Consider the following 21864-nt stretch of genomic DNA (forward strand, 5'->3'; position numbering starts at 1 on the left):
CACCATGAACACATTCACCCGCACCGCCCTTGTTCCCGCCGCCCTCACCCTGACCGCCCTGACCGTCGGCGCCGCCTCGGCGCAGCAGACCGGACAGCGTCAGATGACCCCGGAAATGCAGGCCCGCCTGAAGGCCATGCAGCCCATCACGGACCTCGCGCAGACCGTGCGCTTGCTCCCGGACCTCGAGAAGAACAGGGCCACGGCCCTGAGCAAGGCGCAGGCCGCGCAACTGCTGCCCATCCTGACTACCCTTCAGAAGGCGGCGGCCGTGCAGCCCAACGACGCCGGGAAGTACCTCACGCAGATCGAGGATAAGATCCTGACCAGCAAGCAACTCACGGCCCTGGACGGCCTGTTCCTGAAAGCCGAGAAGGAACGCGAAGCCCAGCGCGCCCAGCGTCAGAGCGCCCAGGGTGGCGGCCAGACCGCCGGAGCCCGCATTCCCGGCCTGCCCGGCGGCCTGGGAGCGCTGGGCGGCAACCGCAGCGGCGGCCAGGGCGCGCAGGGTCAGCCCGGCCAGTTCAACCCCTTCAAGCAGGACCGCCTGGCCGACCAGCTGAAGGCCTACGTGGCCCTCCTGAAGAAGAAGTAAGACGGATTCCGGGCGGTCAATTAACAAGCCGCTGTCCAGGCAGGAGGCCCTCACCGTTCGGCGGGTGGGGGCCTCCTGCCTGACATGGCAACGCGACAGACACCTGTCCGGATTACCCGTCCAGCAGGCCGTCTTCTCGCAGCACGTTCAGGAACATCTGGACCACGGCCGGATCGAACTGCCGTCCGGACTGTTCCAGGAGCGTGTCGGCGGCCGCCTGCGCTGTCCAGGCCGGTTTGTAGGGGCGGGGGCTGATCAGCGCGTCGAATACGTCCGCGACGCTGAAGATCCGCGCGAGCAGCGGAATGTCCGGTCCTGCCAGCCGGTCCGGGTGCCCGCCGCCGTCCCAGCGCTCGTGGTGGTGCCGGACGACCTCGCGCACCTCGCGCGGCACGAACACCTCCTCGCGCAGCAGCTGGTCCCCGATTTCGACATGCCACTGCATCGCCTCGCGTTCCGCCGGCGTGAGGGGACCCGTCTTGCGCAGCAGGCGGTCGTCCACCGCGACCTTCCCGATGTCGTGCAGGTACGCGCCCCAGCGCAGGTGCTGGCACTGTGCCTCGTTCAGTTCCAGTCGCTCGCCCAGCCGCAGGGCCAGCGTGGTCACGCGGTCAGTGTGCCCGAAGGTGTCCCCGTCGCGGCTTTCGAGCATGCGGCCCAGGGTGCGCAGCGCCGCCTCGCGCGTGGCGTGCAGGTGCTCGACGCTTGCGGCCCGGTCGAGTGCCTGACTGATCCGCTGCGCGACCGTGTCCAGCAGCGTGACCAGCGCCCCCGGCACCGGCACGCGCTGCACCAGATGCACGAGCATGACCACGCCCACCACCCGGCTGCCCACCCGCAGCGGCGCGGCGAGACCCGTGAACACGTTCGGGAGGTCCGTGCGCCGCGCTGGCCACGACTGGTAATCCTCTGCGGCCTGCGAGCGGCCCGTGCGCAGCACCTCCCCGATCAGGCCGCTCGGTGCAGGGCGGCTGGCGGTCAGGACAGCCCGCATGGCCGCCTGACCCAGCGGGTGGCCTTCCAGCACGGACAGCTGCACCTCGCGCGCGTCGCTCAGCATGACGACCGCGCCCACCGTGAAGCCCGAGAGGTCCACCAGCGTCCGCAGGGCCCGCTGTCCGATCTCCTCGGGGCTGCTGAGGTCCGCGAGTTCCGCCGACAGCTCTGCCAGCTGCTCGAACTGCCGTGCGGCGCGCTGCGCGTCCTCCAGCGCCCGCGTGCGTGAGTACGCCACGCTGGCCGCCTGTCCCAGCAGGGTCAGGGCCTGCGCCTCACCGCTCCCGAACTGCGTGCCCTGCGCCAGCCGGTTCACGGACAGCACGCCCAGCAGTTGCCCTTCGGGGTCCAGCAGCGGCACGCCCAGGTACGTGTGCGGGAGTGGCCTTCCCGACACGTACACCGTCTGTGGGTCCTGGTCCGTGCGGGGAATCAGGGTCGCCTGACCCGACTGCACCACCCGCCACGCCAGCCCCTGCCCGCGCGGCAGGCGGAATCCCGGCGCGCCCTGCCGGTTCTCTCCGGCAGCGGCCACGACTTCCAGTTCGTCGTGCTCGGGGCGGTACAGCAGGACCAGCGCCGTGCCCGCTCCGGTGATGTCCAGCGCCAGCTGCGCGCAGCGTTCGAACATGTCGCTGCTGGACTGCGTGAGCAGCACCAGCGCCTGCGCTTCCAGCGCGGGCCGGAGTGTCTCCGGCAGGCCGGAGAGCAGTGGGTCGCGGGTCACGCGGCCCGCCCGTGCTGGGATCGCCGGGGTGGTTGCCGGCGACGCAGGTGTGCCATACCTCACGCTAGCGCGACTGACCTGCCGCGCACCATTCCCCCCCAGCATACGTATGCCCAGTAGAGGTATGCACAGTAGAGGTATGCCCGGCATCAGAAAGCACGACCCCCGGCGCGGGGGCCGGGGGAGGCAGGAAGGATCAGGTGCGGGGCGTCATTCCCACTCGATGGTCGCCGGGGGTTTGCCCGTGATGTCGTACACCACGCGGTTGATCTCGTGCACCTGATTCACGATGCGGTTACTCATGGTCGCCAGGAAGTCGTAGGGCAATCTCGCCCACTCGGCGGTCATGAAGTCGTCGGTGGTGACGGCCCTCAGCGCCGCCGTGAACGAGTACGTGCGCTCGTCACCCATCACGCCTACCGACTGGATCGGCGTGAGGATCGCCAGCGCCTGCGAGCACCCGTCGTACAGCCCGAACTCACGCAGGCCACTGATGAAGATGTCGTCCACGCGGCGCAGGATGTCCAGTTTCTCCTCGCTGATCGCGCCCAGGCAGCGGATCGCCAGGGCCGGGCCGGGGAAGGGGTGACGCATGCGCACGGCGTCCGGCAGGCCCAGCAGGCGCGCGATCTCGCGGACCTCGTCCTTGAACAGCGTGCGGAACGGCTCGACCAGCTTGAACGCCAGGTCGTCCGGCAGGCCGCCCACGTTGTGGTGGCTCTTGATGTTCGCGGCGCCCTCGCCCCCGGCGGACTCGATCACGTCCGGGTACAGGGTGCCCTGCGCCAGGAAGTCGAACGGACCGTGCGTGCGGGCCTCACGTTCGAAGGCGCGGATGAATTCCCGGCCGATGATCTTGCGCTTCTGCTCGGGGTCCGATACGCCGTCCAGCGCGGCCATAAATTCGGCGCGGGCGTCCACGGTGATCAGGTTCACGCCCAGGGGCCGCAGGGCCGCCTCGACCTGTTCGCGCTCACCCAGGCGCAGCAGCCCGTGATCGATGAACACGGCGGTCAGCCGCTCGCCTACCGCTTTCGCGAGCAGCAGACCCAGCGTGCTGGAATCCACGCCGCCGCTGATGGCCAGCAGCACCCGGCCGTCCCCGACCTGCGTGCGCACGCCGTCGATCAGTTCGTCGATGATGTGCTCGGCGTTCCAGTCGCGCGTGACGCCGCAGATCTCCAGGAAGTTGCCCAGCAGTTGCCCGCCCTTGGGGGTGTGCACCACTTCCGGGTGGAACTGCACGCCGTAACGGCGCGTGACCGCATTCTCGATGGCCGTGACGGGCGTGTCGGCGGTCCGCGCGACGACCTCGTACCCGTCCGGGAGTTTCGTGACCGAGTCACTGTGACTCATCCAGGCGACGAACTCCCCCTGAATCCCGGCGAACAGCTGCCCGCCGTACTCCGTCAGGTCGGCCTTGCCGTACTCGCGTTTCCCGGCGCGTTTCACGTCGCCGCCTGCCTGCTGCGCCAAGAACTGCATGCCGTAGCACACGCCCAGCACCGGGATGTCCAGTTCCAGCACGCCCGGCGCGGGCTTCGGGGCGTTCTCGTCATACACGCTGCTCGGGCCGCCCGACAGGACGATCCCCTGCGGGTTCTCCCGCAGGATGCGTTCCAGCGGCGCGCTGCCGGGAAGGATCACGCTGTACGCCCCGAGTTCACGGAACCGCCGCGCGATCAGACGCGTGAATTGACTGCCGAAATCCAGAATGACAACGCTCATCACCCTGATTGTGTCACACGGACTTACGGGAATACGGGACTCCCATACCCAGCGGAGTCCGTATCAGTTGCTCAGGTCGATGGTCAGCGGCGCAGCGCGTGGCACCGTGACGCTCAGACTGGCCGGCGCGTACCCGCTGACGCTGGTGCGCAGGCGGTACGTGCCCGCCAGCGGAAACTGCACGGTACCCGGCGCGCGGCCCAGCGACTCGCCCGGCGTGAGGTTCGCTCCGGGCGGCGCGGCCTCCACCGTCAGGCCCACCGTGCGCCCCTGCGCGCCCACCAGCCGGAACTCGACCGGGCAGCACGCGGAGCCGCCGGCGCTGCTGGAGTCGCTGCCCGCCACGTTACCCGCCGCATTGCCAGTCCCACTGCCGGTCTGCGCGGCGCTTTCCACGGCGGGCGTGACCAGCTGCGGGCTGCCCTGCTGGGCGGGCACACGGTCGGGCAGGGCCCCCAGCGCCCACCACACCCCGCCCAGCAGCAGCGCGGCCGCGACCACCAGCAGCGTCCAGCGGGGCAGGCGGGGCCGCGTCCGTTCCGGCGCGGCGGGAGCCTCGCGCACCACCCGCCAGGACTCATCCTCGTCCCAGCCGATCCGGATCGGGTCGCCCGGCGCGCGGCGGGCCGGGAGGCGCGTGGGGGCCGGTTCCGGGTCGGGTTCCAGCAGCGGCTCGCGGCGCAGGCCCGGCGGCAGGCGGTCCACGTCCCGCATCCGCAGCGTCGGGCGCGGCGGGGCCTCACCGTCCACGTCCACGGGCGGGCCGTCCCAGGCGGGCAGGTCATCCCCGCCCAGGACCGGACCCTGCCCGGCCCCCACCGGCCCACCCCCGATCTGAATGGGGGCGTCCTGACCGCCACCGTCGGCCAGTCGCTGCGCCCGCTCGGCCCGCAGGCGCTCGGCCTTACGCGCCGCCGCCGCCTGCGCGTCCAGAATCGCCTGCGCGCGCCGCTCCTCGTTCTGCCGTCGCCGCCGCTCCTGCGGGGTTTCCGGCGCGCCCGGATCCGTCACGGCCGCCCCGGCTGCCACTGGGCTGGCCGTGACCGGGGTGGGTGCGACAGGGTCACGCACGGCAGGGTCAGGTGCGCTGGGAGCAGCGTTTCCGGGATCAGCGGTTCCAGGATCAGGGGTCACCGGGTCAGGCGCGACTGGATCAGGGGTGACCGGGTCGGGTGTCACGGGAGCCGGCTCAACGGGCGCGTCGTCGGCCGTTTCGTCGCCGCCCTCGCCCAGCACGATGAGAGACCCGTCGTGCAGGGCCGGTGCTGCCGACCAGTCCATCACGGGCAGTTCCGGCGCGGCCGGCGTGGGCATGGGCGCGGCAGGACTGACCGGGGCAGGATTGACCGGGGCAGGGGGGGGAGAGGCGTCCGCGTCCGTCTGTTCCGGCCGCCCGCGTCTGGAGTTACCCCGACCACGCCGCAACGGCGGCTGCGGTTCAGGAGGGGCCGCGTCGGCGGGGGTGGTCGCGGTGGTGGTCGGAGCTTGCGGCCACGCCTGTGCGGGTCTGGCTTCCTGCACTGCCTGGGCCTGCACTGCCTGGGCCTGCACCACCTGGGCCTGGGGTTGCACGGCCTGTTGCAGGGCCGGGCGGGCGGCCTGCTCACTGTTCAGGCGGGCCAGGGCGGCGGCGGCGCTCAGGTGACCGGGCTGCTCGGTCAGGGGGCGCAGCGCGGCCGGCAGGGTGCCCATGCCGGCCAGCAGCACGCCCAGCGCGTACAGGTCGTCGCTGGGCAGCGGGTCGCCGCCCCAGGGCAGGCCAGCCCCGGCCAGCAGCACGCGGCCGTCCACGCTCCAGAGTTGTGCGGCGTTCAGGCCGCCGTGCGTCAGGCCGCGCTCGTGCAGGGCGCTCAGGGCCGCCAGCGCGCCGCGCGCGGTCAGCAGGGCGTCGTCGGCGGGGCGGGCCTGCAGGGGTAACTCGGTCACCACGTACGCCTGATCGCCGTCCATGCCGCTGTCCACGACGGGCAGCAGGGCCGGGTGGTCCGGCAGGTCCGGCAGGGTCAGCGGGTAGGGCAGCACGTGCAGCAGCACCGGCATGCCCGTCAGTCGGTCCGTGGCGCGCAGCGTGCGGACCGGACTGCCTGTCCGGCCCGGCAGTTCGCGGGCGGCCACGTAAGGGCCTATGGGCTTCACGCCGGTCAGTATACGGGCCTCTGCGCCCGCCTACACGCGCGCTTCACCGGCCGCGCCGTGAGTGCGCAGGCACGGGCCGCATGAGCGTACTGTGACGGCGTGGCTTGCCGCGCCCCCGCGTATGCGCTACTAATTGCGGGGTATGCGTGAAGCCGTGATGGCCGCCCTGAGCACCGTGAATGATCCGGAACTCCACCGTGACCTCGTTTCCCTCGGCATGATCGAGCAGGCCAGTGTCGAGGCGGGTGTGGCCAGCGTGAAGGTCAACCTCACCACGCCCGCCTGCCCCCTGAAAGGCAAGATCGAGGGCGACGTCCGCGAGGCGGTCATGGCCGTCCCCGGCGTGACCAGCGTCAACGTGACCTTTGGGGCCATGGTGCGCCCCCCTGCCCAGCCGGCCCTGCCCGGCGTGAAACACGTCCTGCTGATCGGCAGTGGCAAGGGCGGCGTGGGCAAAAGCAGCGTCTCTGTGAACGTCGCCGCCAGCCTCGCCCGGGACGGCGCGCGCGTGGGCCTGCTGGACGCCGACGTGTACGGCCCCAGCGTGGCGCACATGATGGGGCAGGGCGGCGCGAAAGTTACCGCGAACGCGGAACGCAAGATGCAGCCCATCGAGGCGCACGGCGTGAAATTCGTGTCCATGGCCAACCTCTCGCCGGCCGGTCAGGCGCTGGTGTGGCGCGGCCCGATGCTGCACTCGGCCGTGCAGCAGTTCCTGAAAGACGCCGCCTGGGGTGAACTCGACTACCTGATCGTGGACCTGCCCCCGGGCACCGGGGACGTGCAGCTCTCGCTTACGCAGACCATTCAGGTCACGGGCGCCGTGATCGTCACCACCCCGCAGGACGTCGCGCTGATCGACGCGGCCCGCGCCATCGACATGTTCCGCAAGGCCAGCGTGCCCGTGCTGGGCATCGTGGAGAACATGAGTTACTTCGTGGCGCCCGACACCGGGCACACCTACGACCTGTTCGGCCGGGGCGGCAGCCGCAAACTGGGCGAGGAGTACCTGCTGCTGGGCGAGGTGCCCATCGACATCGACGTGCGCCAGGACAGCGACCGGGGCACCCCGGCCGTCCTGGCCCACCCGGACTCGGCGGCCGCCCAGGCTCTGATCCAGGTGGCCCGCAATCTCGCCGGGCAGGTCAGCGTCCGCGCCCTGTCGCAGTCCCTGGCCGACCTGCCCGATCAACTCACCATCGTATGACCGCCCTGGCCGCCCCCCCACCCGCCCCGCCGGAACGCACCAAGACCCGCCTGCTGGAACTCGTGAAACGTCACGGCCCGCAGACCGCGCAGGACCTCGCGCAGGGACTGGAGGTCAGCGTCCCGGCGGCCCGCCGGCACCTGTGCGACCTGCAGGAGCAGGGGCTGATCGAGGCGCGCACCGAGCGTCCCGGCGGGCGGGGCCGACCCCAGCACGTATTCGTGCTGACCGAGCGCGGCGAGGCCGCCTTCCCGAAAACGTACTCCAGCCTGTGCGTGGACGTCCTGCGGCACATCGAGGGTCTGTTCGGCGAGGGCGCCGTCCTGAAAGTACTGGACGCCCGTAACAACGAGATCATCTCGCACTTCGAGCAGGACGTCCCGGCCAACCTGCCGCTGGGAGAGCGCGTGCAGGGCCTCGTCAACCGCCTGAACCGGCACGGCTTCGACGCCGTGGTCCACCAGGAAGGCGAGCAGTGGTACTTCACGCAGCGCAACTGCCCGAACCTGACCGTCGCGCGGCAGTACGCGCAGCTGTGCACGGCCGAGAAAACCCTGTACGCCGCGCTGCTGGGCGTCCCGGTGGAACGCGAAACCCGCATGGCCTGCGGGCAGGGCAACTGCCGCTACCGGGTCGGTCCGCCCACTTCATGACCACGCCCAGGGCCGACCCCGCACCCGGCGCGCTGCACTCCATCGTCGCGTGGCCCCCCGAAGCGCTGGACACCTGGATGCGCCGCACCCAGAAACGCCTGAACGTCAGCGGGTTCGGCCTGCCGCACCTGAACCTCCGCGCGCCCTTCCAGACGCCCCTGAGCGGCCCGGAACTCGTCCGGGCGTGCCGGGAGGCGCTGCGCGGCCAGAGCGAACTGACCGTGCAGGTCAAGGGCTGGAAACAACTTCAGGGAGTGATCTTCCTGGAGTGCCACCTGAGCAGCGACCTGCGGGACCTGCACGAACGCTGCCTGCAGGTCGGGCCGTCCAGCCGCGCCCAGTACGACGGCGACCTGTACCGCCCGCACCTGACCCTCGCGCTGGGCGTGCTGCCCTGGGCGGCCGGGTACCTCTGGAACGAGGTGCAGCAGTGCGAGCCGCCCGTGACCAGTTTCAGCGTGCAGGCCCTGAGCCTGACCCGCGAGGAACGCGGCGAGGTGCAGGAACTCCACACCTTCCCGCTGACCGGCCCTCCCACCGACACCCGCCACACCCGTGAAGCCGCGCCCAGCTGAGCTCGCGCCACGCAAAACGCCCGCCCGGCATCTTGACCGGGCGGGCGCTTTCAGAGTGGCGTAGTCAGGGTCCGTATCATACGGATTCCGTCTGTTTCGTTAACAACCCGGGACAGCACCGGGTTGCTAACTCCACGCCCGGAACCCGTTTCTCTCCTGCTCGCGTCCGCTCGGATGGAACGGTTTTTGCAAACCATTCCATCGGAGTCCGTATCAGACGGTGGCGGGCAGTTTCAGCATGCTGGCCAGCGCGTCGCTGAACTTGTCGTACCCGGCGAAGTCCAGCTGCTGCTCGTTGTCGCTCAGGGCGGTGGCGGGGCTGGGGTGCACTTCCACGTGAATGCCGTCGGCGCCCACGGCCAGCGCGGCTTTCGCCAGGGGGATCAGCAGGTCGCGGCGGCCGGCAGCGTGCGTGACGTCCACGATCACCGGGAGGTGCGTTTCCTGCTTGGCGATGGCCACGGCGCTTAGGTCCAGGGTGTTGCGGGTCCACTTCTCGTACGTGCGGATGCCGCGCTCGCACAGGATGACCTCGTTGTTGCCTTCCGAGAGGATGTACTCGGCGGCGTACAGCCACTCCTCGATGGTGGCGCTCAGGCCACGCTTGAGCAGCACCGGGCGGCGGGCGCGGCCCACCTCGCGCAGCAGCGCGAAGTTATGCATGTTGCGCGCCCCGACCTGAAGGATGTCGGCGTACTCGGCGACGATCTCCACGTCGCGGGTGTCCATGACTTCCGTGATGAACAGCATGCCGTGCTCCTTGGCCACGCGGTTCCCGATGATCAGGCCGTCCACGCCCATGCCCTGGAAGCCGTAGGGGCTGGTGCGGGGCTTGTACGCGCCGCCGCGCAGGATCTTGATGCCCTTGCCGGCCAGGTACGTGGCCGTCTGCTCCATCTGCTCTTCACTCTCGATGCTGCACGGCCCGGCGATGATGATGGGCGCGGAATCCCCGCCGATGCGCACACCGTCGATGTCCAGTACGGTGTCGTCGCTCTTGACCTTGCGGGAGACCAGCAGCTGCTTCTTGTCGTTGCTTTCTTCCAGCGCGAGGCTGGCCTTGAAGATCTCCTTGAAGATCGCCTTCACGGCCGCCCCGGTGAACGGGCCGGGGTTCAGGGCCTCGACTTCCTTGAGCTGTTTTTCTTCGCGGGCCGGGTCGTAGTGGTTGGGGCGCCCTTCCTGCGTCTTGGCGTGACCGATCTGCGCGACGACTTCGCCCCGGCGGGACAGCAGGGTCAGGAGTTCACGGTTGATCGAATCGACCTCGGCGCGGAGGGTTTCGATGTTGGGTTGCGACTGGGTCATGCTGCGCAGTGTAGAAAACGGGTCCATGAACGCGCACGAACCCTACTAGTCAAATGCAAAGAGTTGTCCAAGTTACGGCCCCCGGCACTGTTCCGGAAGCCGCCGGTCAGGCGTCCGCTGCACCCGCCTGCGCTGGCGTGTTCACCATGTGCGCCGCCACCCGCGACAGCGCCGTGAACAGCTCCTGCCCGTCGGCCGCACTGATCGCAGGTGTGGCGTCCAGCGCGGCCCGCATGCATGCCAGCCACGCCTGCGCGCGCGCCGGAGTGATCGGGAACGGCAGGTGCCGCGCCCGCAGGCGCGGATGTCCGAACCGCTCGTGGTACAGCGGCGGGCCGCCCAGAAAGCCGCTCAGGAACGCCAGTTGCTTCTCGGCCGTCAGGGTCAGGTCCGCCGGGAAGATCGGCGTCAGCAGCGGCTCCCGGGCCACGAAATCGTAGAAGCGGGACACCAGTTCGGCCAGGGCCTCTGGCCCGATCCGGTCGTACAGGCTGCCGCCCGTGGTCAGCGAGAGGGGAGCCGTCATGCCTGCACATTAGCGCCTGAACGCGACCGGCGCAGGGTGGTCCTCCCTCTTCTACGGACTCCGTCCGTTTCGTTGACAACCCGCCAATGCACCGGGTTGCCAACTCCACTCCCGGAATCCTCCTCAGCTCCCACTCGCATCCGCTCGTGTTGAATGGTTGCAAAACCATTCAACCGGAGTCCCTCTTACTTTTTCAGGACGGCGCTGGCGGGCAGGATGTAGATAGTGTCCAGGCCCCACGGCTGCGGCCTGGCGGGGAACTGCGCGCGGCGCCACACCACGTAGTTCCCGATTTCCGGGGCTTTCAGGACCGTGTTCTTGTACGGTGCGTCGGGCCACTGCACTCCGGCGGGGGCGTCTGCGTCGGCAACGGCGATCAGGCCGCCCTGCCCCAGCACGTCCGAGAGTTTCGCGGTGGGCGCGTACCCATCCCGGCACCAGAACATGATCTGCGCGCCGCTGGCCGCCAGTTGCTCGACGTCCGGAATGCGGGCCTTCAGGAAGGCGTCCAGGTCGTAGGCCTGCACGCGCAGGTCGCGTTTGTACAGGTAATCGGCGGGAATGGTCAGTGTTTCCGGCGTGACCTGAGCGGCCATCAGCGCGGTCGGCGTGACGTTCGCGCGGCCCAGGGCAGAGACCTTGAACACGGCGATCTGCTGCGCCCTGGGTTGAGCGGCCAGAGCGGGGGCGCTGAGCAGCGCCAGGAAGGGAAGCAGGTGGGTGACTCGCAGCATGGGGAACCTCATGAATAAGAGAACGGAAGAGGGAAGGGCCGAAGGCCATGAGCCATGACATCGGTGGGCCGTGACGCCGGGGGCCTGTTCGTCGTCCGGGCGTGCGCGGCGGAGCGCACCATAGCGCAGCCCCGCCGGTTGCCGGAACGCAAACCCGGCACTCCTGAACAGGAGTGCCGGGCTGGAAGCGGCGCGCGCGGATGCACGTGGGTATTCCGTGGATTACACGTCGCGGCGGTCGAAGGCGAAGATGCTCATCAGGCCGAAGCCGGCGGTGTAGATCAGCAGCAGCACCAGCGACTGCGTGATGTCGCCCTGCTGCACGTACAGGCCCAGGTGGCTGGTCAGCAGGATGCGCTGAATGGTTTCGGGCAGTACGACCAGCAGGCGCATGACGATCAGCGCCGCGAAGGTCGCCAGGGCGGCGGCGGCGGTGTTCAGGTACAGCACCCCGAACAGCAGTGACAGCGCCGCGATGGGCATCAGGACCACGCCGGCCAGCAGCGAGCCGCGCAGCACCTCGGCGAAGGCGGCGTCGCTGGTGAGTTGACCCACACCCACGAACAGGCCCGGCCCCAGCCCGGTGCCGCCCGTGAACGTCCCGAAGCCCAGGGGAATGCCGGCCAGCAGCGAGCCCAGCACCGTGGTCAGGATCAGCAGGAAGGGGTACGACAGGGCCGTGATCAGTTTGCTGGCAATGACCTTGGTGCGGTCCACGGGGCGCAGCAGCAGCGGGGCCAGGGTGCCCTGCGCGACTTCCGAACCGATCATCTCGGCGACCGTCACTGCAATGAACAGCGGCAGCAGGTACCCGATGGTCACGCCGATACTCACGGCCGGCAGTTGCCACCCGCTGACCAGATTGACCTGAATCAGGGCGCTCAGGCGCGGCGCAAACGCCCACAGCAGCGGCATCAGGAACGTGACCAGCAGAGCCAGGTGGACGCTGCGCGCCCCGAACAGCTTGCGGAACTCCAGGGACAGCAGGGTCAGCATGCGCTCACCCGGCCGGTACGGTCTTGGGTCAGGTCAGGGGTCATCAGGCTTGCTCCACGCGTTCGCGGTAGTACTCGTACAGGTCGAAGTGGTCCGGGCTGGCCTCGAACACCCGGATACCCTCGGCGCTCAGGTGCGACAGGGCGTCGGGCACGCGGGATTCGCCGCCCAGGTGCGCGATGGCGTACGGCGTGCGTGTACTGACCCTGCGCACGAACGGCAGGCGCTCGAGCACGGCGGCCGCGCCGACCGGGTCGTCCACCCGGAAGCGGTACGCGGCCTGCCGGGCGCGCAGGTCCACGGTGTCCACCAGTCGCCCGCCGGTCAGGATGCCGACTGTATGCGCGTACGTGGCGATCTCGCGCAGGTGGTGGGTGCTCAGGACGACCGCGCAGCCGCTGGTGGCCAGACTGGTCACGATCCGGTGGATCAGGCCGATGCCCAGCGGATCAAGGCCGCTGGTGGGTTCGTCCAGGATCAGGACCTTGGGTTCGGCCAGCATGGCGCTCGCCACGCCCAGCCGTTGCCGCTGCCCCAGCGAGTACTCCTGCACGCGCCGGTCGGCCATGCGGGTCAGTTCCAGCAGAGCCAGCACCTCGCGGATACGGTCGCGGCTGATCTTGCGGCCGCCCGGAGCCATGGCCGACAGGTTCGCGTGCACCTGCAGGTTCTGCGTGCCCGTGAACTGCGGGTAGAACTTCGCGGGGGCCTCCACGACCGCGCCCAGGTAGGCGCGGGCGCGCTGCCCGTCGGTATGCACGTCCCGGCCCAGTAGCCGTACCTCGCCGTCCGTGGGGAAGGCAAGGCCGGTCATGGTCCGGATCAGGGTGGTTTTACCTGCACCGTTCGGCCCGGTCAGGGCGTACACCTCACCGGGCTTCACGGTCAGGTACACGTCCTCCAGGACACTGTTCTGGCCGTATTTCTTGTACAGCCCCCGGACCTCAATGGCCGGAATAGCTGGCGCACCTTGCTTCGTCACCCGCACAGCCTAACCCAAGCGTCTACACCTGCGTCTTACATGTCACTCATAGCCCCCCCACGAGGGGGTTTCCCGTGGGGGGAGATTGACAGGACCGGCCTGAATCAGGGTGGGCGCGGATCAGATCAGAATTTCTTGAAGCGGGTCAGGCGGAACGGCGTTTCGGGCGTGCCGCCCTGCAACTTGTCCAGCTGGCCCTGCGGGACGATCAGGTCGCCGCCCACGGCCGCCAGGGTCGTCGGGAAGCGCAGGCCCGCCAGGGGCTCCTGGGCCACGATCTGCCCGGCCGTGAAGTCCGCGTTCAGGCTGACCTTCGTGATGACCTGCTCGGCGTTGCGGGCCACGTACAGGGTGCGGCCGTCGAGCAGCAGCCCGTCACCGCGCGTCAGGCCAGTCATGACGCGCCGCACGGCCTTCGTGCGCAGATCGATGCGCCACAGGTCACCGGTGTTCAGCTGCACGGCCAGCAGCGCCCGGCCGTCCGGCGTGGCGACGATGCCGTTCAGGTTGACGCCCGGCGCGTACCGGATGGGCGTGCCGCTCAGGTCCAGCCACGCACTCAGTTTCAGGTCTGGCGTGACCCGGAAGATCACGGGGCGGCTGGAATCCGTGACGTACACGTTGCCGTCCGGGGCGGGCGTCAGGTCGTTCACGTACGCGTTCGGGGATTTGGGGGTGTTCAGGATCGCGACCGGGAACCCGTCGGGCCGCAGGACGCTGACGGTACCGCTCGCGCCGCCTGCCGCCCACACGCGGCCCTGCGCATCCACCTTCAGGCCCAGCGCGGACCCGCGTCCCTGCCCGCCGCCCTCGGCGAAGGTGGACACGGCCCCGCTGTTCAGGTTCACGGCGTAGATGGTGCCGGTCGCGGCGCTGCCGGTGTACGCCACGCCACGGGCGGCATCGACCGCCACGCCTTCCGGGAAGGTCTGCGGGCCGGGCAGCGGGTAGTCACGCACGCTGAAGTTGTCACGCGTGACGATCCCGCAGCGTTCCCGCGCGCCGCTCATGCCGGCCGGGTCGCTCTTGTAATCGTCAGGCTGGGCGTGCACGACCAGCGACCGGTTCAGGCTGCCGGTCATGCCGGTCAGGCTGAGTTTCATGGTGGTGAAGGTCGCGCGGCCACGGCCGTCGGCGGCGACGTTCAGCATGGGCAGGTCGCCGCCGTGACCCGCGTGGTTGTCCGCCTGGGGGTCATCGTGGTTGCGGCTCATGCCGGGATCAAAGTGACCGCCGGCCCCGCCGAAGGCCACGACGGTGTTCGTGGCGGCGTCCACGCCCGGCGTGCAGCGCCCGAACTCATGAACGTGCAGGCCGTGCTGGCCGGGCGCTAGGCCGGTCACGTCCACCGTGACCCGCACGCCCGCACCCTGCTGCTCGAAGGTGGCCGTGCCCAGCACCTGACCGGCCGGGTCGCGCAGGGCCGCCGTGGCCTTCAGGGGCGTGGTGGCGGGCGCAGGCATGGGCACGCCCGCGCCGCCCGCCAGACCTGCGCCTGCCAGGGCCGCGCCGCCCAGCAGGGCCGCCGTGATCAGGGTGCGCTTTCTTGAAGTGATCTGTGTTGAGGTGCGCGCCATGTCAGTTCCCCCCGGTGTACAGCACGCGGTAGATGACGCCGCTCTGGTCGTCCGTGAACAGCAGGCTGCCGTCCGTGTACGTGGCGACGCCCGCCACCCGCCCGAACTGCTTCCAGACGTCCCCGTCCTGGTACACGAAGCCCGTGATGAACGGCTCGATCCGCTCGGGTTTGTTCTGCGCGTCGAACACGACCCGCGCGATCTCGTACCCGCTGGGTTCGCTGCGGTTCCAGGAGCCGCGGAACGCGACGAACGCGTCGTTGCGGTACTCGGCCGGGAACTGCGTGCCGGTGTAGTAGTTCATGGCGATGGCCGCCGCGTGCGCCGTGTAGTTCAGGACGCTGCCCTGCGTGCCCGCGCAGTACTCGGCCTTGGTGATCCTGCCGGGAATGTTGCCCACGTTCACGTACGGGTCGAGTTGCTTGTCGCCGTAGCAGAAGGGCCAGCCGTAGTTCTTCCCGCGTTCGATCACGTTCAGCTCCTCGGGCGGGATGTTGTCGCCGTGCCAGTCGCTGCCCTGATCCGCGCCGTACAGCACGCCGCTGACCGGGTGCCACCCGAAGCCGATGGTGTGGCGCAGGCCACGCGCGAAGATCTCACGGGTCTTGCCGTCCGGGCTGAGGCGCAGCATGGTCGCCTCTTCCGGGTTGGGGGTGGGAGCGTCGTTGTTCGTGGAGCCGAAGCTGGCGTACAGGTACCCGTCCGGGCCCCACTTCAGGGTGCGGGCGGGGTGCTGCCCGGCGTCCGGGAAGCCGTCCGCGAACACGCGCGGCACGCTCAGGGACCCGTCGCGGGCAATGTCCATCACCCAGATGGTCTTCTCGCCCACCACGTACATCCGGCCGTCCTTGACGTCCATGCCGTGCGCGAGCTTCATGTTCTGCGCCACCTGACGCCGCTCGGTGGCGCTGATCTGCCCGTCACGGTTGGTGTCCCTGAGGTACCACACGTCGCCCTGCGCGCGGCGCGACAGGTAGATCCCACCGTCCGGCATGACGTGCAGCATGCGGGCGTTCCCCAGCCCGGTCGCCATGACCTTCAGCGTGAACCCGGCCGGCACCTTCAGGCGCGAGAGTTTATCCGCCGTGAATTCCAGCGGCATGGGCTCGTTGCGGGTCGCGGTGACCGTCACGGGCGGCTCGCCCGGCGCGATCGGGCGGGGTGTGGGGGGAGCCGTCTGGGCCAGGGACGCGCCGCTCAGCAGCGCCGCCCCCAGCAGGTGGGTGAGGATTCGGGTCATGGACACTCCTTGTGTGAACACGGAAATCAGGCGGGAGAAATGGCAGGCCAGAGGGGAGACAGAACAGAGGGGAGGCAGAACAGAGGGTCGGGCGGGCATAGCAGAGCCCGCCCGACCCTGTCCGCTCAGCGAGTGGTGGGCAGCCAGGCACGCAGGGCGGCGTTGACGGCCAGGGCCTTCTCGAAGGTGGCCGCGTGGCCCGCGCCAGGAATGTTCACCAGTCGGCTGCCGGGAATGGCCTTGTTCATCTTCACCTGCAGTTCGGTGGGGGTCAGGTTGTCTTCCATGCCCGCTATGATCAGGGTGGGGACGCGGATGGTCGGCAGGACCGGGTTGGCGTCCGGGCGGTTGGCGAGCGCCACGGCCCCGCCCACCGCGCCGTTCAGGCTGGCGGCCTTGACCAGACCGCCCAGGTGCTGCACCTGATTGGGCATGGTGCTGCGGCTGACCGAGGTCAGCATGCGCGGCATCAGGATGTCGACCAGGCTGGCCACACCCTTCTGCTCGGCCTGCTGCGCGGTGCCCAGCCAGTTGGCCTTCTCGGCCACGCCGGACGGCTCGGCGGTCGTGTCGATCAGGATCAGGCCCTTGAAGCGGTCGGGGGCAGTCTTGTACATCTGGAGCAGCGTCATGCCGCCCATGCTCATGCCGCCCACCACGGCGCGGTCCAGGCCCACGGCGTCCATGAAGCCCAGCATGGTGGTCGCGTAGTTCTCGATGCTGGCCTCACGGCCCGGCGCGCGGCTCTGGCCGAAGCCCGGCAGGTCCACCGTGATCACGCGGTAACCGGGCAGGGTACGGTTGTTCTTGAACAGTTCCCCACTCAGGGGATACCCGTGAATCAGCAGCAGGGGCTCGCCGGAACCGGTGGCCTTGTAGAAGACGGTCGCGCCGTTGACGGTCACGGTCCCGCGGTCAGGAATGGTCTGGCCCTGCGCGCCGCCCGCCAGGGCAGAAGCACACAGCAGGGCGGTCAGGGTAGTCAAGGTAGTCAGGGATCGTTTCATGGGGTGGGCCTCGCTGGGGAATGAACCCGCCGTCGGAATATTCACCGCAGGCACCCCACTTCAGGTGCCGGCCGGAACCCGGCAGATTGGCTTGGAACGGACCCACCATCCCAGAGGCCCTCCTGCCGCAACGGGGGCCTCCCCACCTTGTGAAGCTTCGTTCAGCGCCCCCACAACGTCAGCTCAGCAGGACGTTCATGAACCGGGCCGGACCGCCACCCCGACAGTCCCGCCGTCCCGGCCAGAGCCACCGGCGGCCACGGTCACTCGACGAACAACGTCCGGCTCGTGGCGGGCGCGGCCCCGACCTCCACCGCCCGGCGGTGCAGTTCCCGCACGGCCCGCTCGCCCTCCTCGCCCACGTCCAAGCTGAAGGGATTCACGTACAGGTCGATGTGCGCCTGCATGACCTCGTCCGACATCTCCAGCGCGTGCTGCCGGATGTACCCGCGTGACGCTTCCGGGTGCGCGTACGCGTACTCCAGGCTGCCACGCACCGCCGCGTTCAGGTCGCGCTGCACGGCCAGCGGCAGGTCCCGGCGCACCAGGATCGCGCCCAGCGGCAGGGGCAGGCCGGTGTCCTGCTCCCACCACGCGCCCAGGTCCAGCAGGCGGGTCAACCCGTACTCGTGGAAGGTGAAGCGCGACTCGTGGATGATCAGGCCCGCGTCGATGGGCTGCCCCGCGAACTCGCCGCGCTGCACGGCGGGCATGACCTCGTCGTAGCGCATGCGGATCACGTTCACCTGCGGGAAGACCAGCCTCAGCAGCAGTTCTGCCGTGGTCAGCGCGCCCGGCGAGGCGACCGTGCGGCCATTCAGGTCCTGCACGTCCCCGCGCGTCACGATCAGCGGCCCCACGCCCCGGCCCAGCGCCCCGCCAGCGCGCAGCGCCACGTACCGGTCCATCACGCTGAAGTACGCGCGGTAACTGATTTTCGTCATGGGGAGGCGGCCCTGCGTGGCCCAGTCGTTCAGGGTCTGCACGTCCTCCAGCACCTCGCGCACCGGCAGCGGCCCCTGCACCAGCCCCGCGTGCAGCGCGTGAAAGATGAACGTGTCGTTCGGGCACAGCGAGTACCCCAGGTCCAGCACCGCCGGCAGGTCACTTGAAACGGGGGAAAGGGCATCCGGGCTCATGCCGCCCAGGGTACGCCCGCCCGCCCACGCGGAACGCGAGGCCAGCCACCGTCCTGCCCGCTGCCGTCCCGCCCCCTGCCGTAACGAACGGCCAGCGCCAGACTCAGCCTCGCGTCAGCCTGGGCGGGTACGCTGCGTGGCATGTCACCCCTGCGCGCCGCCCTGCTGATTCCCGCCGCTCTCGTCGCCCTGAGCGCCCTGAACACCGCGCAGGCGGGCGGCGGCGGTCCCCGCCCCGCCCCGGTCGCCACCTGCCGCGACGGGTACGTGCGCCCGGACTTCACGGCCCTGAAAGCGCAACTGTCCCGCGCCCGCACCCAGTGGAACGTGCAGCGGCCCGCCAGTTACACCTACGACCTGCGCCAGATTGCCGCGCCCGTCCTGTTCCCCGAAACCCGCGTGACCGTCGTGGGCGGCCGCGTGACCCGCACCGACCTGCTGCCCGGCCAGGAGGGGGAACCCAACCACCTGGCCCCGCAGACCATCGAGGCGCGCTTCGACGACCTGTTCCAGACGCTGCAACTCCAGTCCCGGGCCGCCTGCCCGGACGTGCAGCTCAGCTTCGACCCGGCGCTCGGTTACCCCACCCGCGTGTACTCCGGCATGGGCGACAATGGCATCGCCGACGGCTTCGGCGAGTGGAGCATCCGCAACTTCACGCCCCTGAAGTAAGCGCGTAACCCCTCACCCGCCACACCCCTCACCCGCCGCTGGCGCGGCGCCCTCTCCCCTGGGGAGAGGGTCAACGCTTCTGTCAGCGGACGTCTTTCAGGGCCTCGCGGGCGGCGTCGGCGTCGCGGGCGATCTGCGCTTTCAGTTCGTCCAGGCCGCTGAATTTCTGCTCGCCGCGCAGGTGCGCGAAGAACTTCACCTGCAACTCCTGCCCGTACAGGTCACCGCTGAAATCGAACAGGTTCACCTCGAAGCGCCGGTCCACGCCGCTGACGGTCGGGCGGAAGCCCACGTTCGCCATGCCGTGCCAGCGTCCCCCGCCCTCCAGTGCCGGGTCCCCGACCGCCACGACCGCGAACACGCCCAGCGGCAGGGCCTTGCCGTCCGGTACGCGGATGTTCGCGGTGGGCCAGCCGATCGTGCGGCCTAAGCGGTCGCCCTGCACGACCACGCCCTGCGCGTCGTAGTGGCGGCCCAGCAGGCGGCCCGCGCCCACCACGTCCCCGGCCTTCAGGTACTCGCGGATGCGGGTGCTCTTGATGTCCTCGCCGCCCAGCTGATGCATCGGGAGCGTCACCACTTCCGGTGCGACCCGGCGCAGGTCCTCCACGCCGCCCGCCCGGCCCCGCCCGAAGTGAAAGTCCTCGCCGACCACGACCGTGCGGGGCCGCAGCTGCCGCAGGTCGTCCAGGAACGCCTCCTTGGGCCGCGACGCGAACTCCGGCGTGAACGACGCCGCGATCGTCTCGTCGATCCCGTAGCGGCCCAGCAGGTCCAGTTTCTCGGGCAGGGTGGACAGGAACTCCACGCCCTGCGTCAGCACCCGCGTGGGCGGGTCGAAGGTGTACACCACGCTGGGAACCCGGTGCTCACGCGCCTTGGCTTTCAACTGCGCGATCAGCGCCTGATGGCCCAGGTGCACGCCGTCGAACGACCCGACCGCCACGACCGTCGCCGTGTCGGGGCGCTGGCCAGGGGAGACGTACGTCTTCACGACGGTTCCTGCCCGGCGCTCCCGGCAGCGCTCCCGGCCAGCAGCTGAAGGCCGTATAGGGCCGCCGTGACCGTCGAGGCACTCCCGACCAGCGAGCCGTCCCGCAGGCCCGACAGCACCTGCGCCGGCGGCAGCCACAGCACCTCGATGCCTTCCTCGTCCTCGTCGTGCGGCAACTTGCTCTCGCGCAGGTTCGTCGCGTGGAACACGAACAGCTCCTCGTCACAGAAACCGGGACTGGAGTAGAAGCGCGTCAGGAGTTCCATGTCCCCGTCCAGTCCGGCCTCCTCCTGAAGCTCCCGCCGCGCCGCGCCCACCGGTTCCTCGCCCGCGTCGATCAGGCCCGCCGGGGCCTCCACCGTCACCGCGCCCACCGCCCGCCGCGCCTGACGCACCAGCAGCATCTCGCCGCGCCCGTTCAGGGCCAGGACCGCCACGGCGCTCGCGTGCCGCACGATCTCCCACTTCCCGTCCATGATCTCCAGGCGCACGATGTGCCCGTCGAACACCACCCGCGTGCCCGCCGCGCCCGGCCCGTCCTGACTTCCGCTCATGCCCAGACTGTAAAGCACCCGCCCCCACCCCTCATACGGATTCCGTTTGTTTCGCTAACAATCCGGAACTTCACCGGATTGCCAGCTCCACGTCCGGAACCCGCTTGACTCCCACTCGCATCCGCTCGGATTGAACGGGTTTTGCAACCCATTCAATCGGAGTCCGTATCACCCCTGCGCCCGCCCACCGTCTGCCACACTGGCCACATGATCACGCGCCGCGACCTGGAAGCCCGCGAGGCCAGCACCCTGGCCCCCCACGCCACCCTGAGCCGCGACCACCGGGGCCGCGAGCACCCGGAAGCCGAGAGCGACACCCGCACCGCCTTCCAGCGCGACCGGGACCGCGTGCTGCACACCACCGCCTTCCGCCGCCTGGAAGCCAAGACGCAGGTGTTCCTCTCGGCCGCCGGGGACCACTACCGCACCCGCCTGACCCACACCCTGGAAGTGCAGCAGGTCGCCCGCAGCGTCGCCCTGAGCCTCGGCCTGAACGAACCCCTGGCCGAAACCATCGCCCTGGCCCACGACCTCGGCCACCCCCCCTTCGGGCACGCCGGGGAACGCGTGCTGAACACCCTGATGCAAGGCGACGGGGGCTTCAACCACAACCTGCAGGCGCGGCGCATCGTCACGCTGCTCGAACACCCCAAAAGCGATTACACGGGCCTGAATCTGACCCTCGACACCCTCGACGGCCTGAACAAACACCACCGGGACGGCCTGGGCCAGCCCAGCCTAGAAGCGCAACTCGTGGACGCCGCCGACGCCCTGGCCTACACCGCCCACGACCTCGACGACGGCCTACGCAGCGGCCTGATCACCCCCGACCACCTCGCCGGCCTGCCCCTCTGGCAGGAACTCCTGACCACCACCGGCGTCAACCCCCACCCGCTGACCGAACAGGGCCGCCGCACCCTGCACCGCCACCTGCTCGGCTGGCTCATCCGCGACCTGACCCACGCCAGCGACCACGCCATCACCACCAGCGGCCTGAACACCCCCACCCAGGTCCGCGCCCACACCGGCGGCCTGATCACCTACAGCCCCGCCACGCAGGCCCTCCTGGGCGGCGCCCGCACCTTCCTGCGCGACAACCTGTACCGCCACTGGCGAGTTGAAATGCAGGTCGAGCAGGCCACCGGCGTCCTCACCACCCTGTTCACCGCCCTTCAGCAGCGCCCCAGCATGCTGCCCCCCAGCTACCGCGACCTCGCCCACACCAGCGGCCTGCCCCGCGCCACCTGCGACTACCTGGCCGGCATGACCGACCGCTACGCCCTCGAAATGCACGCTGCCCTCACCGCCACCGGCACCCCCACCACCTGGCCCCGCTGACCCCACCCCACCCCGGCAGTTGACAGCTTCCCGCCCCCCTGATACATTTATGCCCGCCTGCCCGAGAGGACAGCGCGAAGTAAACAAAGGTGCGCGGGTGTAGCTCAGCTGGTTAGAGCGCACGCCTGATAAGCGTGAGGTCCCCAGTTCAAGTCTGGGCATCCGCACCAAGAATAGAAA

Annotated in this window: 20 protein-coding genes and 1 tRNA gene; 7 read left to right on the forward strand and 14 right to left on the reverse strand. The window is 69.8% G+C overall.

Annotated features, from left to right (window positions below; translation table 11 throughout):
* Positions 1-4: 4 nt before the first annotated feature.
* Entirely contained in the window at positions 5-595 is a 591-nt protein-coding gene (locus M8445_RS09765; RefSeq protein WP_273987583.1) for a hypothetical protein, read from the forward strand.
* A gap of 112 nt (positions 596-707) precedes the next feature.
* Here the strand turns inward: M8445_RS09765 and M8445_RS09770 are convergent, their stop codons facing one another.
* The 3 genes from M8445_RS09770 to M8445_RS09780 form a co-directional block, all read right to left on the reverse strand.
* On the reverse strand, positions 708-2318 hold the full coding sequence (locus M8445_RS09770; protein ID WP_273987584.1) for an HD domain-containing phosphohydrolase: 1611 nt from the start codon (positions 2316-2318) through the stop codon (positions 708-710).
* 210 nt (positions 2319-2528) lie between these two features.
* On the reverse strand, positions 2529-4046 hold the full coding sequence (gene guaA / locus M8445_RS09775; protein ID WP_273987585.1) for a glutamine-hydrolyzing GMP synthase: 1518 nt from the start codon (positions 4044-4046) through the stop codon (positions 2529-2531).
* 63 nt (positions 4047-4109) lie between these two features.
* Positions 4110-6182, reverse strand: coding sequence for a PEGA domain-containing protein (locus M8445_RS09780; protein ID WP_273987586.1), 2073 nt, complete (start codon positions 6180-6182; stop codon positions 4110-4112).
* A 142-nt stretch (positions 6183-6324) separates the two neighbouring features.
* Between M8445_RS09780 and M8445_RS09785 the strand changes: the two genes are divergently transcribed.
* The 3 genes from M8445_RS09785 to M8445_RS09795 are packed head-to-tail and all read left to right on the forward strand — an operon-like array spanning position 6325 to position 8617.
* A complete protein-coding gene (locus M8445_RS09785; RefSeq protein WP_273987587.1) occupies positions 6325-7389 on the forward strand; it encodes an Mrp/NBP35 family ATP-binding protein in 1065 nt (354 codons plus the stop codon).
* Positions 7386-8042 (forward strand): helix-turn-helix transcriptional regulator, encoded by a 657-nt coding sequence (locus tag M8445_RS09790; RefSeq protein WP_273987588.1) that lies wholly within the window; start codon positions 7386-7388, stop codon positions 8040-8042. Before M8445_RS09785 ends, M8445_RS09790 begins: the two co-directional genes overlap by 4 nt.
* The gene (locus M8445_RS09795; protein ID WP_273987589.1) at positions 8039-8617 is read left to right on the forward strand and encodes a 2'-5' RNA ligase family protein; all 579 of its coding nucleotides are present in this window, start codon (positions 8039-8041) and stop codon (positions 8615-8617) included. Before M8445_RS09790 ends, M8445_RS09795 begins: the two co-directional genes overlap by 4 nt.
* A gap of 213 nt (positions 8618-8830) precedes the next feature.
* On the opposite strand, the gene M8445_RS09800 is transcribed toward M8445_RS09795, so the two are convergent.
* The 9 genes from M8445_RS09800 to M8445_RS09840 all read right to left on the reverse strand — a co-directional run bounded on the left by M8445_RS09800 (position 8831) and on the right by M8445_RS09840 (position 18126).
* Positions 8831-9925 (reverse strand): bifunctional 3-deoxy-7-phosphoheptulonate synthase/chorismate mutase, encoded by a 1095-nt coding sequence (locus tag M8445_RS09800; RefSeq protein ID WP_273987590.1) that lies wholly within the window; start codon positions 9923-9925, stop codon positions 8831-8833.
* Between the two features lie 106 nt (positions 9926-10031).
* Complete coding sequence (locus M8445_RS09805; protein ID WP_273987591.1) at positions 10032-10451, reverse strand: globin domain-containing protein; 420 nt, start codon at positions 10449-10451, stop codon at positions 10032-10034.
* Positions 10452-10636: 185 nt separating this feature from the next.
* Entirely contained in the window at positions 10637-11185 is a 549-nt protein-coding gene (locus M8445_RS09810; RefSeq protein WP_273987592.1) for a hypothetical protein, read from the reverse strand.
* Positions 11186-11407: 222 nt separating this feature from the next.
* Entirely contained in the window at positions 11408-12181 is a 774-nt protein-coding gene (locus M8445_RS09815) for an ABC transporter permease (RefSeq protein ID WP_273987593.1), read from the reverse strand.
* Positions 12182-12224: 43 nt separating this feature from the next.
* A complete protein-coding gene (locus M8445_RS09820) occupies positions 12225-13163 on the reverse strand; it encodes an ABC transporter ATP-binding protein (protein WP_189063491.1) in 939 nt (312 codons plus the stop codon).
* Positions 13164-13288: 125 nt separating this feature from the next.
* Positions 13289-14740 (reverse strand): superoxide dismutase family protein, encoded by a 1452-nt coding sequence (locus M8445_RS09825; protein ID WP_420704086.1) that lies wholly within the window; start codon positions 14738-14740, stop codon positions 13289-13291.
* A gap of 1 nt (position 14741) precedes the next feature.
* The gene (locus M8445_RS09830; protein ID WP_273987594.1) at positions 14742-15980 is read right to left on the reverse strand and encodes a PQQ-dependent sugar dehydrogenase; all 1239 of its coding nucleotides are present in this window, start codon (positions 15978-15980) and stop codon (positions 14742-14744) included.
* 125 nt (positions 15981-16105) lie between these two features.
* Positions 16106-16987 (reverse strand): alpha/beta fold hydrolase, encoded by an 882-nt coding sequence (locus tag M8445_RS09835; RefSeq protein WP_273987595.1) that lies wholly within the window; start codon positions 16985-16987, stop codon positions 16106-16108.
* Positions 16988-17250: 263 nt separating this feature from the next.
* Positions 17251-18126: a 1,4-dihydroxy-6-naphtoate synthase gene (locus M8445_RS09840; protein WP_273987596.1), complete on the reverse strand. Its 876-nt coding sequence runs from the start codon at positions 18124-18126 to the stop codon at positions 17251-17253.
* A gap of 141 nt (positions 18127-18267) precedes the next feature.
* On the opposite strand from M8445_RS09840, the gene M8445_RS09845 reads away from it, so the two are divergent.
* Positions 18268-18798, forward strand: a complete 531-nt coding sequence (locus M8445_RS09845; RefSeq protein WP_273987597.1) for a DUF6174 domain-containing protein — start codon at positions 18268-18270, stop codon at positions 18796-18798.
* A gap of 82 nt (positions 18799-18880) precedes the next feature.
* On the opposite strand, the gene ribF is transcribed toward M8445_RS09845, so the two are convergent.
* Together ribF and M8445_RS09855 are read right to left on the reverse strand one after the other, a co-directional pair.
* Positions 18881-19792, reverse strand: a complete 912-nt coding sequence (gene ribF, locus M8445_RS09850; RefSeq protein ID WP_273987598.1) for a riboflavin biosynthesis protein RibF — start codon at positions 19790-19792, stop codon at positions 18881-18883.
* Positions 19789-20346 carry an NUDIX domain-containing protein gene (locus M8445_RS09855; protein WP_273987599.1) on the reverse strand — a complete coding sequence of 186 codons (558 nt, stop codon included), beginning with the start codon at positions 20344-20346 and terminating at the stop codon, positions 19789-19791. Before M8445_RS09855 ends, ribF begins: the two co-directional genes overlap by 4 nt.
* A gap of 207 nt (positions 20347-20553) precedes the next feature.
* Between M8445_RS09855 and dgt the strand changes: the two genes are divergently transcribed.
* Together dgt and M8445_RS09865 are read left to right on the forward strand one after the other, a co-directional pair.
* Positions 20554-21684, forward strand: a complete 1131-nt coding sequence (dgt, locus tag M8445_RS09860; protein WP_273987600.1) for a dGTP triphosphohydrolase — start codon at positions 20554-20556, stop codon at positions 21682-21684.
* Between the two features lie 93 nt (positions 21685-21777).
* Positions 21778-21854, forward strand: a tRNA-Ile gene (locus M8445_RS09865).
* Positions 21855-21864 lie beyond the last annotated feature (10 nt).

Origin of the sequence: Deinococcus aquaticus (assembly GCF_028622095.1) — a bacterium.
Classification (GTDB): Bacteria; Deinococcota; Deinococci; order Deinococcales; family Deinococcaceae; genus Deinococcus; species Deinococcus aquaticus.

Excerpts from the sequence above, each read along its gene's own strand:
- M8445_RS09765 (WP_273987583.1), top strand. The coding sequence starts at position 5 with ATGAACACATTCACCCGCACCGCCCTTGTTCCCGCCGCCCTCACCCTG.
- guaA (WP_273987585.1), bottom strand. The coding sequence starts at position 4,046 with ATGAGCGTTGTCATTCTGGATTTCGGCAGTCAATTCACGCGTCTGATC.
- M8445_RS09785 (WP_273987587.1), top strand. The coding sequence starts at position 6,325 with ATGCGTGAAGCCGTGATGGCCGCCCTGAGCACCGTGAATGATCCGGAA.
- M8445_RS09790 (WP_273987588.1), top strand. The coding sequence starts at position 7,386 with ATGACCGCCCTGGCCGCCCCCCCACCCGCCCCGCCGGAACGCACCAAG.
- M8445_RS09795 (WP_273987589.1), top strand. The coding sequence starts at position 8,039 with ATGACCACGCCCAGGGCCGACCCCGCACCCGGCGCGCTGCACTCCATC.
- M8445_RS09800 (WP_273987590.1), bottom strand. The coding sequence starts at position 9,925 with ATGACCCAGTCGCAACCCAACATCGAAACCCTCCGCGCCGAGGTCGAT.
- M8445_RS09805 (WP_273987591.1), bottom strand. The coding sequence starts at position 10,451 with ATGACGGCTCCCCTCTCGCTGACCACGGGCGGCAGCCTGTACGACCGG.
- M8445_RS09810 (WP_273987592.1), bottom strand. The coding sequence starts at position 11,185 with ATGCTGCGAGTCACCCACCTGCTTCCCTTCCTGGCGCTGCTCAGCGCC.
- M8445_RS09815 (WP_273987593.1), bottom strand. The coding sequence starts at position 12,181 with ATGCTGACCCTGCTGTCCCTGGAGTTCCGCAAGCTGTTCGGGGCGCGC.
- M8445_RS09825 (WP_420704086.1), bottom strand. The coding sequence starts at position 14,740 with ATGGCGCGCACCTCAACACAGATCACTTCAAGAAAGCGCACCCTGATC.
- M8445_RS09830 (WP_273987594.1), bottom strand. The coding sequence starts at position 15,980 with ATGACCCGAATCCTCACCCACCTGCTGGGGGCGGCGCTGCTGAGCGGC.
- M8445_RS09835 (WP_273987595.1), bottom strand. The coding sequence starts at position 16,987 with ATGAAACGATCCCTGACTACCTTGACTACCCTGACCGCCCTGCTGTGT.
- M8445_RS09840 (WP_273987596.1), bottom strand. The coding sequence starts at position 18,126 with ATGAGCCCGGATGCCCTTTCCCCCGTTTCAAGTGACCTGCCGGCGGTG.
- M8445_RS09845 (WP_273987597.1), top strand. The coding sequence starts at position 18,268 with ATGTCACCCCTGCGCGCCGCCCTGCTGATTCCCGCCGCTCTCGTCGCC.
- M8445_RS09855 (WP_273987599.1), bottom strand. The coding sequence starts at position 20,346 with ATGAGCGGAAGTCAGGACGGGCCGGGCGCGGCGGGCACGCGGGTGGTG.
- dgt (WP_273987600.1), top strand. The coding sequence starts at position 20,554 with ATGATCACGCGCCGCGACCTGGAAGCCCGCGAGGCCAGCACCCTGGCC.